The following is a 9,866-nucleotide window of genomic DNA, read 5'->3' as shown; positions in this document are numbered from 1 at the left end:
CGCCCGCCGCTTCACCCCACGACCCCATCACCACGAGGAGAGACCATGGCCGACAAGCTCACCGGAATCATCGACCCGCCCATCGACGAGCTGCTGGAAAAGGTCGACTCCAAGTACGCGCTCGTGATCTTCGCCTCGAAGCGCGCACGCCAGATCAACGACTACTACGCCGACCTGCACGAGGGAAGCCTGTTCGACAACGTGGGACCGCTCGTCGACTCCACCATCGACGACAAGCCGCTCTCCGTCGCCCTGCACGAGATCAACGAGAACAAGCTCGTCGCCAAGGCCGCTCCGGCGCCCGAGCAGTAACACGGAACGACGAGCAGTACCGCGAACGACGAGACTCCCGGCGCCCCGAGCCGCCCGCCCGTGACGAATCCCGAACGCCTCACCGTCGTCGTCGGCATCAGCGGCGGGATCGCCGCCTACAAGGCCGTCGGAGTGGTCCGCGGGCTCGTTCTCGCCGGTCACGACGTTCACGTCGTGGCGACGGATGCCGCGCTGCGGTTCGTGGGGCGACCCACGCTCGAGGCGATCAGCCGCAACATCGTTCACAGCGACCTCTACGAGGGCGTCGCGCAGGTCCGGCACGTGGCGATCGGTCAGTCCGCCGACCTCATCGTCATCGCGCCCGCCACGGCGAACACCCTGGCGAAACTGGCGACCGGTCTCGCCGACGACCTGCTCGGCACCACCGTGCTGGCGAGCACCGCGCCCGTGATCGTGGCGCCCGCCATGCACACCGAGATGTGGCAGAACGCGGCCACCGTCGCGAACGTGGCCACTCTCCGCTCCCGCGGGATCGCGTTCGTCGGACCGGAGAGCGGACAGCTGACGGGGTCGGACTCCGGCCCCGGGCGGATGGCCGAACCCGATGCGATCGTGGCCGCCGCCCTCGCCCTGGTGCCCGGTGCGCCCGCTGCGGAAGGCGCGCCCGGCGCCGATCCCGGACCTGCCGTCGACGGCGCGCCCGGCGCCGATCCCGACCTGCCGACTCGCCACGACCTCGCCGGTGTGCGCCTCCTGGTGAGTGCCGGCGGAACTCGCGAACCTCTCGACCCGGTGCGCTTCCTCGGCAACCGGTCGAGCGGCAAGCAGGGCGTCGCGCTCGCCGTCGCCGCCCGGGACCGCGGTGCCGAGGTCACCCTCCTCGCCGCCCACCTCGAGGTGCCCGCACCGGAGGGCGTCGACGTGGTGCAGGTCGAGACGGCCAAGCAGCTCGCGCAGGCTGCGGCGGAGTACGCACAGGACTCGGACGTGATCATCATGGCCGCCGCCGTGGCGGACTACCGCCCCGCATCGATCGCCCAGACCAAGCTCAAGAAGGATGCGATCGGCGACACGATGACGCTGGAGCTCGTCAAGAACCCCGACATCCTCGCGTCGCTGGCCGCGAACCGCCGCGCCGATCAGGTGGTGATCGGCTTCGCCGCCGAGACCGCGGGCGACACCGCGGAACTGCTCCGGGTGGGCCGGGAGAAGCTCGAACGCAAGGGCTGCGACTTCCTCGTCCTCAACAGGGTCGGGTGGCTCCGGGGCTTCGCCGTGGATGACAACGCCGTCGTGGTCGTGTCACGGGGCGGAGATATAGTGATGGAGGCCTCCGGCAGCAAAGCCGCCGTGGCCGATCGCATTCTCGACGTCCTCCGCCCTTCCGGCTCGTAGTCCGGCGCTGCTGGACGTCCCCCGACCGCATGGAGACCACGTGACGGAACTGCGCCTTTTCACCTCCGAGTCCGTGACCGAGGGGCATCCCGACAAGATCTGCGACCAGATCTCGGACAGCATCCTCGACGGTCTTCTCGAACAGGATCCGCACAGCAGGGTCGCGGTCGAGACGCTCGTCACCACCGGTCTCGTGCACGTGGCGGGCGAGGTCACCACCACGGGATACGTCGACATCCCCACGATCGTGCGCGACCGCATCCGCGCCATCGGCTACACCTCGTCGGCGCTGAGCTTCGACGGCTCGAGCTGCGGCGTCTCGGTGTCGATCGGCGCCCAGTCGCCGGAGATCGCCTCCGGCGTCGATCACTCGGTGGAGGAGCGCACGAACGCCGCGTCCGACCCCAGGGACCACCAGGGCGCGGGCGACCAGGGCATCATGTTCGGCTTCGCCACGCGCGAGACGCCCGAACTGATGCCGCTGCCGATCTGGCTGGCGCACCGGCTCGCCGAGCGCCTCTCGGAGGTGCGGCGGAGCGGACAGCTCGACTACCTGCGACCCGACGGCAAGACGCAGGTCACCATCGGCTACGAGGGCTTCGTGCCCCGCACCGTGGAGACCGTGGTGCTCTCCACGCAGCACTCGCCCGACGTGAGCCTCCCCACGCTCGAGGCGGAGGTGAACGAGGTCGTGATCCGGCCCGTGCTCGAGGCGGCGGGCTTCGATTCCGCGCACGCCACGAAGCTGATCAACCCGGCAGGACGCTTCGAGATCGGTGGACCGAAGGGCGACGCGGGGCTCACCGGCCGCAAGATCATCGTCGACACCTACGGTGGCGCCAGCCGGCACGGTGGGGGAGCGTTCAGCGGGAAGGACCCGAGCAAGGTCGACCGCAGCGCCGCCTACGCCATGCGCTGGGTCGCGAAGAACGCGGTCGCCGCGGGCCTCGCCGACCGGCTCGAGGTGCAGGTCGCCTACGCGATCGGCAAGGCGTCGCCCGTGGGCCTGTACGTCGAAACGTTCGGTACGGCGCACGCACCGGAGGACCGGATCATCGCCGCCATCCGCGACGTGTTCGACCTGCGCCCCGCCGCCATCATCGAGCAGCTCGACCTGCTGCGCCCCATCTACGCCGAGACGTCCACGTACGGGCACTTCGGCCGCGAACGGCCGAACTTCACCTGGGAGCGGCTCGACCGGGCGGACGACCTCCGCAGCGCGGCCCGGCTCTGACCGTGACGGGCGACACCGCGCCGGCGTCCGCGCCGATCGCGCGGGTCGCCCTGGATTCGCCGCTCCCGCAGCTCGACCGGCTCTTCGACTACGCCATCCCGCCCGAGCTGCGGGACACCGCGGTACCGGGGGTGCGTGTGCGTGTTCCGCTGCGGTCGGCCGGGCGAGTGGCGGACGGCTTCCTCGTCGAGGTGGTCGCCGAGCACGACTATCCCGGCGTGCTGAGCCCGCTCGACTCCGTGGTGTCTCCCGTGCGCGTGCTCACCCCGGAGGTGTGGCGTCTCGCCCGCGCGGTCGCCGACCGCAGCGCCGGGAGCGCCGTCGACGTGCTGCGCTTCGCCATCCCGCCGCGGCAGGCGCGAGTGGAGAAGGCGTACCTCGCCGCGACCGCGACCGCAGCCGTCCCGGCCGCCGCGCCGGACGGAACCGCGGACCGCCCCGACGGGGAGGGCGCCGGTGCGACGGTCGACGTCACCGGGTACGTGGAGGGTGCGTGGGCGCGCGCGCTCGCCGACCGCGCACGCGTCGCCGTCGACGCCGTGCCGGGAGTCGTCGAGGTCGCACCGGGACGCTGGGTGGGCCGCTGGGCGCTCACCCTGGCGCAGGCCGCGGCCGCGAGCCTCGCCCGCGGCGAGAGCGCCATCCTCGCGCTGCCCGACTTCCGCGACCAGGCGCAGGTGGAGTCCGCCCTCGCGACTCTCGTGCCGCCCTCCGCGGTCGCCCGGGTCGATGCCCGCCAGTCGAACCCCGACCGCTACCGCGCATTCCTCTCCGGTCTGGGTGACGAGCCGCGCATCCTCCTCGGCACCCGCTCCGCGGTCTACGCCCCGGCCCCCCGACTCGGCCTCATCGTGCTCTGGGACGACGGGGACCCGCTGCACGCCGAACCGCTCAGCCCGTACGCGTCGTCCCGCGACGTCGCACTCGTGCGCCAGGCGCAGTCCGGCTGCGCGCTGGCCTTCGTCGGACACAGCCGAAGCACCGAGGTCGAACGGCTGGTCGAGCTCGGCTTCCTCGACGAACTGCTGCCGCTGACGGGCACCGCCCCGCGCGTGATCCCCACGGTGTCGCAGCCGGCGCCCGACGGATTCGCGCAGGCCGCGCGCATCCCGTCGACGGCGTGGCGCGAGGCGCGGCAGGCGCTCGAGTCGGGGCCGGTGCTCGTACAGGTGGCCCGACCCGGTTATGCGCCCGTGCTGGCCTGCGCCAGCTGCGCGCACGCCGCGCGCTGCAACCGCTGCCAGGGTCCGCTCGGCAAGGCGTCGGCGAGCGCCATGCCGTCCTGCGGCTGGTGCGGTGCCCTCGCGGCCGACTGGCGCTGCACCCACTGCGAGGGCGACCGACTGCGGTTCGTCACCCGCGGCTCGGGTCGCACGGCCGAGGAACTGGGGCGCGCGTTCCCCGGTGTGCGGGTGATCGTGGCCGACGGGGAGCACACCGTGCTCGAGGTGTCCGACGCCCCGGCGCTCGTGGTGGCCACCCGCGGTGCGGAGCCCGTCGCCGCGGCCGGTTACCGAGCGGTGCTGCTGCTCGACGGGGAGCGGATGCTGGCGCGCGAGAGCCTGCGCGTGGGGGAGGACTGCCTGCGGTGGTGGTCGAACGCCGCGGCTCTCGCTGCCCCGAAGGCGCCCGTGCTGCTCGTCGGCGTGGGCGGAGCGCTCGCGCGGGCGCTGAACACCTGGCGGCAGGCCGACTACGCCCGCGCGGAACTGGCCGACCGCCGAGCGTTGCGGTTCCCGCCCGCCGTGCGCGTGGCCGCCGTGGAGGGCGGAGTCGACGCCGTGCGCACCGCGATGGAGCGCGTGGCCGAGCTGCCCGGTGTGGACGTGCTCGGTCCGGTCGACGTCGATGCGCAGAACGTGCGGGCACTCGTACGGCTCGAGTACGCGCAGGGCGGCGCCGTCGCATCCGCGCTACGATCGGCGGTCGTGGAGAACGCGAGCACCCGGCGCAAGGGACCGCCCGCGAAGGGCGGCTACCGCCAGCGCCCGTCCCTGCGCGTGCGGTTCGACACCTCCGACATCCTCTGAGACCGCCACCCCCGATTCCCCCCATTCACCGACACCACCACCGAACGAATCCACCAGAGAACAGGGGAGAGCACGCGGCATGAGACTCATCTTCGCCGGCACCCCGGATGCCGCCGTGCCCAGCCTCGACGCCCTCGCCGCATCGGCACACGACATCGTCGCGGTGATCACCCGCGCCGACGCGCCGATGGGGCGGAAACGCGTCCTCACGCCGTCACCGGTGGCCGTGGCGGCGGACGCGCGCGGGCTCGAGGTGATCCGGGCGAACCGGCTCGGTGAGGACCTCACCGGCCGGGTGGCCGATCTCCGCCCGGACCTCGGCGTGATCGTCGCCTATGGCGGGCTGGTGCGGGAGCCGCTGCTGTCCACGCCCCGGCACGGCTGGATCAACCTGCACTTCTCCCTGCTTCCGGCCTGGCGCGGCGCCGCACCGGTGCAGCGCGCGCTCATGGCGGGGGACACCGACACCGGGGCGAGCGTCTTCCAGCTCGAGGCCGGACTCGACACCGGACCCGTTTTCGCCACCGTGTCCCGCTCCACCGGGCCGGGCGAGACCGCGGGCGATGTGCTCGCCGCGCTCGCCCACGACGGAGCGGCCCTGCTCACGTCGGTCGTGAACGACCTCGCCGCGGGCACCGCGCGGTCCACGGCGCAACTCGGCGACCCCACCCTCGCGCCCAAGCTCACCCTCGACGACGGGCGGCTCGACTTCACCCGCCCGGTCGCGGAGGTCGACGCGCGGCTCCGCGGAGTGACTCCGGAGCCGGGCGCGTTCACCACCGTCGGCGGCCAGCGGCTCAAGGTTCTCGCCGCCGCACCGGTCGCGGGCGGCGACCCGCTTCCCCCGGGCAGGCTCGCGCTGCGCGACCGGCGGGTGCTGGTCGGCACGGCGACCGACCCCCTCGCCCTCGACACCGTGCAGCCCGCCGGCAAGCGACCGATGCCCGCCGCCGACTGGTGGCGCGGGCTGCCCGACCAGCACGGGGTGACGGCCGAATGAGCGATCGACGACCGCCCGCCCCGACGGTCACGGCGGCGAGACGCGTGGCGTTCGACGTGGTGCGCGCCGTGCACGAGTCCGACGCGTATGCCAACCTGCTGCTCCCCGTGCGCATCCGCCGGGCGAAGCTGTCGACGAAGGACGCGGCGCTCGCGACGGAACTCGCCTACGGCACGCTGCGCATGCTGGGCTACTACGACCGGGTGATCGAGCTCGCCGCCAAGCGGGACGCCTCGGCCATCGACCCGCCCATCCTCGACGTCCTGCGCCTCTCGACGCACCAGCTGCTGTCGATGCGCGTCGCTCCGCATGCCGCCGTCAACGAGGGGGTGGGGCTCGCCCGCATGGTCGGCTCGCGGTCGGCCACCGGCTTCACGAACGGCGTGCTCCGCGCCATCACCCGGTCGACTCCCGATGACTGGCGGGACCGGGTGCTGGGCTCCGCGACGAACGACGACGAGCGGTTGTCGCTCGAGCACTCGCACCCGGTGTGGATCGTGCGCGCGCTCCGCCGCGCCCTCGCCCGCGACGGACGGGAGGACGAGCTCGTCGACCTGCTGCGCGCCGACAACGTGGCGCCGGCCGTCACACTGGCCGCGCTGCCCGGGCTCGCGGAGCCGACCGACGTGGGCGATCATCCCGCCGCCTTCTCGCCCTACGGGGTGTACCTCGACGGCGGGGACCCGCTCGACGTCGCCGCGGTCGCGTCGGGCACGGCGCGCGTGCAGGACGAGGGGTCGCAACTGGCCGCCCTCGCGCTCACCGCGGCGATGCCGATCGAACCGGGCGAGCACTGGCTCGACCTGTGCGCCGGGCCGGGCGGCAAAGCCGCGCTGCTCGCCGCCGAGGCCGCCCGCGCGGGCGCCACCTTCACGGCCAACGAGATCGTGCCCGCACGGGCCGACCTGGTGCGCGAGGCGCTCTCCGCCGTGCCCGGCGACATCGAGGTCTGGCAGCTCGACGGCACCACGGTGGGCGGCAGCCACCCGCAGGCCTTCGACCGGATCCTGCTCGACGCCCCGTGCACCGGGCTGGGGGCGCTCCGGCGCCGACCCGAGGCCCGCTGGCGGAAGACGCCGCGCGACGTGGCCGACCTCGCACCGCTGCAATCGGCGCTGCTGGACTCCGCGGTCGCGGCGCTCGCGCCCGGCGGGGTGATCGCCTACGTGACCTGCTCGCCGCACCTCGCCGAGACCCGGGCGGTCGTCGAGGGCGCACTCGCCCGCTCCGACGGCCGACTGCGGGCCCTCGACACCCCCGTGCTGCTGCAGTCGGTCGCGCTCGCGCCCCTCGAACAGCCCGAGGGCGACTCGGCCGTGCAGCTGTGGCCGCATCGACACGGGTGCGACGCCATGTTCATCGCCCTGCTGACCACGTCGTAGGCTCGTTCGCATGTCCGTGCGCATCAACCCGAGCATCCTGGCCGCCGACTTCGTGAACCTCGAGAGCGAGGTGCGTCGCATCCGGAGTGCCGACCTCGTGCACGTCGACGTCATGGACAACCACTTCGTCCCGAACCTCACTTTCGGGCCCGGCACCGTGCAGCGCCTCGCCGAGGTGAGCGACATCCCGCTCGACGTGCACCTGATGATCGACGACCCCGACCGCTGGGCTCCCGATCACGCCGAGGCGGGCGCCTACTCGGTCACGTTCCATGCGGAGGCGGCCGCGGATCCGGTGGCGCTCGCCCGCCGCCTGCGGTCGATGGGCGCCCGGGCCGGCATCGCCCTGAAACCCGGCACCCCGGCCGAACCGTACCTCGACCTGCTCGCCGAGTTCGACCAGGTGCTCGTGATGACCGTGGAGCCCGGATTCGGCGGCCAGTCGTTCCTCGAGTCGACGATGCCGAAGCTGCGCGCGCTGCGCGAACGCGTGTCCGGTGCCGGCCTCGACGTGTGGCTGCAGGTGGACGGCGGCATCAACGAGGAGACCATCGTCACCGCCGCGCGGGCCGGAGCGGACACCTTCGTCGCCGGCTCCAGCGTGTTCGCCGGGGATCCCGCCGACCGCATCGCCTCCCTCCGCGACGCCGCCGCCTCCACCCACGCCCACTGACCCGCTCCGGTCCCTGAGCCTGTCGAAGGGGCGTGAGGTGGGGTGCGTCGCGTCGCATACGGTCCCTGAGCCTGTCGAAGGGGCGTGGGGTGGGTCGTGTCGCGTCGCATAGGGTCCCTGAGCCTGTCGAAGGGGCGTGGGGTGGGGTGCGTCGCGTCGCGTACGGTCCCTGAGCCTTCCGAAGGGGCGTGGGGTGGGGTGTCGCTTCGACCGTCGCCGAGCGACCGTCGTCGAGCAACCGACGGGGACCGACAGGCAGGGCGTGGTTGGATGGGGGAATGACTGATTCCGCACAGACCAAGCCCGAAGTCGAGTTCGTCGAGGGCCCCGCGCCCGAGCAGCTCGTGATCACCGACATCCGCGAGGGCGACGGCGACGAGGCCACGGCAGGCTCCACCGTGAACGTGCACTACCTCGGCGTCGACTTCGAGTCCGGTGAGGAGTTCGACTCTTCGTGGGACCGGGGACAGGCCATCACCTTCCCGCTCGCGAGCCTCGTCAAGGGCTGGCAGGAGGGCATCCCCGGCATGCGCGTCGGCGGCCGCCGCCAGCTCGTCGTACCGCCCGCGCTCGCCTACGGCCCCGCGGGCGGCGGACACCGCCTCTCCGGCCGCACGTTGATCTTCGTCATCGACCTGCTCGGCGTGCGCTAGGCGCACCCGACCGGGGCGGGCTCGGCGAACCGGTACCCTTGACCGGTGAAGACCTTCGATGAACTGTTCGTCGAGCTCCGCGAGAAATCCGTCACGCGCCCCGAGGGCTCGGGCACGGTGCGCGAACTCGACGCCGGTGTGCACGCAATCGGCAAGAAGATCGTCGAAGAGGCCGCCGAGGTGTGGATGGCCGCGGAGTACGAATCCGACGAGCGCACCGCCGAGGAGATCTCGCAACTGATCTACCACCTCCAGGTGCTGCTGATCGCACGCGGCCTGGAACCGGCGGACGTCTACCGACATCTGTGACCCGGCCCGTCCGGCCCCTGGCCGGACGGCCGGCACCAGATCCGACGTCCGCTTCCCCCGAATGGAAACCCCATGCTCCGTGTAGCAGTGCCCAACAAGGGCTCGCTCTCCGACACCGCCGCGCAGATGCTCGCCGAGGCCGGTTACACCGGCCGCCGAGACCCCAAGGAACTGCGGATCGTCGACGCCCGTAACGACGTCGAGTTCTTCTATCTGCGCCCCCGCGACATCGCCACCTACGTCGGCTCCGGCGCTCTCGACGTGGGCATCACCGGGCGCGATCTGCTGCTCGACTCCGAGTCGCCCGCCAGCGAGACCGCGACCCTCGGGTTCGCCGAGTCGACCTTCCGCTTCGCCGGACCGACCGGTGCGTTCACCGAGGTCGCCGACATCGCCGGGCACCGGGTCGCCACCAGCTACCCCGGACTCGTCGGAGCCTTCCTCGAACGCGCCGGGGTGAACGTCACGCTCGTCCGCCTGGACGGCGCCGTGGAATCGGCCATCCAGCTCGGCGTCGCCGACGTGATCGCCGACGTCGTGGAGACCGGGACCACCCTGCGCAAGGCCGGGCTCGAGGTCTTCGGACCGGTGATCCTCGAGTCCGAGGCCGTGCTCATCTCCAGCCCGACCGAACCGACCGCCGCATCCGTGCTGCTGCGTCGCCTGCAGGGCGTGCTGGTGGCCCGGCAGTTCGTGCTCGTCGACTACGACGTGCCGGCGAAGCTGCTCGACGCCGCGCTGGAGATCACCCCGGGCATCGAGTCGCCCACCATCTCCCCGCTGCGCGACCCCGAGTGGATGGCCGTCCGGGCAATGGTTCCGCGGGGCGACACGAACCACATCATGGACTCGCTGTACGAGGCGGGCGCTCGCGCCATCCTGGTCAGCGCGATCCACGCCGCACGCATCTAGGATGC

Annotated in this window: 10 protein-coding genes; all 10 read left to right on the top strand. The window is 72.6% G+C overall.

What is annotated here, in order from left to right; all coding sequences use genetic code 11:
* Positions 1-45 precede the first annotated feature (45 nt).
* Entirely contained in the window at positions 46-312 is a 267-nt protein-coding gene (gene rpoZ / locus EY822_RS14870; protein WP_150309231.1) for a DNA-directed RNA polymerase subunit omega, read from the top strand.
* Between the two features lie 60 nt (positions 313-372).
* The gene (locus EY822_RS14865) at positions 373-1,668 is read left to right on the top strand and encodes a bifunctional phosphopantothenoylcysteine decarboxylase/phosphopantothenate synthase (RefSeq protein ID WP_150309230.1); all 1,296 of its coding nucleotides are present in this window, start codon (positions 373-375) and stop codon (positions 1,666-1,668) included.
* A 40-nt stretch (positions 1,669-1,708) separates the two neighbouring features.
* A complete protein-coding gene (metK, locus tag EY822_RS14860) occupies positions 1,709-2,902 on the top strand; it encodes a methionine adenosyltransferase (RefSeq protein WP_150309229.1) in 1,194 nt (397 codons plus the stop codon).
* A 2-nt stretch (positions 2,903-2,904) separates the two neighbouring features.
* Positions 2,905-4,932 (top strand): primosomal protein N' family DNA-binding protein, encoded by a 2,028-nt coding sequence (locus tag EY822_RS14855; protein WP_150309228.1) that lies wholly within the window; start codon positions 2,905-2,907, stop codon positions 4,930-4,932.
* 79 nt (positions 4,933-5,011) lie between these two features.
* On the top strand, positions 5,012-5,932 hold the full coding sequence (locus tag EY822_RS14850) for a methionyl-tRNA formyltransferase (protein ID WP_150309227.1): 921 nt from the start codon (positions 5,012-5,014) through the stop codon (positions 5,930-5,932).
* The gene (locus EY822_RS14845) at positions 5,929-7,314 is read left to right on the top strand and encodes an RsmB/NOP family class I SAM-dependent RNA methyltransferase (protein ID WP_150309226.1); all 1,386 of its coding nucleotides are present in this window, start codon (positions 5,929-5,931) and stop codon (positions 7,312-7,314) included. Before EY822_RS14850 ends, EY822_RS14845 begins: the two co-directional genes overlap by 4 nt.
* 10 nt (positions 7,315-7,324) lie before the next feature.
* Complete coding sequence (gene rpe, locus EY822_RS14840) at positions 7,325-7,987, top strand: ribulose-phosphate 3-epimerase (protein WP_150309225.1); 663 nt, start codon at positions 7,325-7,327, stop codon at positions 7,985-7,987.
* A 278-nt stretch (positions 7,988-8,265) separates the two neighbouring features.
* On the top strand, positions 8,266-8,640 hold the full coding sequence (locus EY822_RS14835; RefSeq protein ID WP_150309224.1) for an FKBP-type peptidyl-prolyl cis-trans isomerase: 375 nt from the start codon (positions 8,266-8,268) through the stop codon (positions 8,638-8,640).
* 45 nt (positions 8,641-8,685) lie between these two features.
* The gene (locus EY822_RS14830; RefSeq protein ID WP_150309223.1) at positions 8,686-8,949 is read left to right on the top strand and encodes a phosphoribosyl-ATP diphosphatase; all 264 of its coding nucleotides are present in this window, start codon (positions 8,686-8,688) and stop codon (positions 8,947-8,949) included.
* Positions 8,950-9,021: 72 nt separating this feature from the next.
* Positions 9,022-9,861: an ATP phosphoribosyltransferase gene (hisG, locus tag EY822_RS14825; RefSeq protein ID WP_150309222.1), complete on the top strand. Its 840-nt coding sequence runs from the start codon at positions 9,022-9,024 to the stop codon at positions 9,859-9,861.
* Positions 9,862-9,866: the final 5 nt, after the last annotated feature.

The sequence above is a fragment of the Planctomonas psychrotolerans genome (assembly GCF_008642235.1).
GTDB lineage: Bacteria > Actinomycetota > Actinomycetes > Actinomycetales > Microbacteriaceae > Planctomonas > Planctomonas psychrotolerans.
This window is presented reverse-complemented; position numbering and strand designations above follow the sequence as displayed.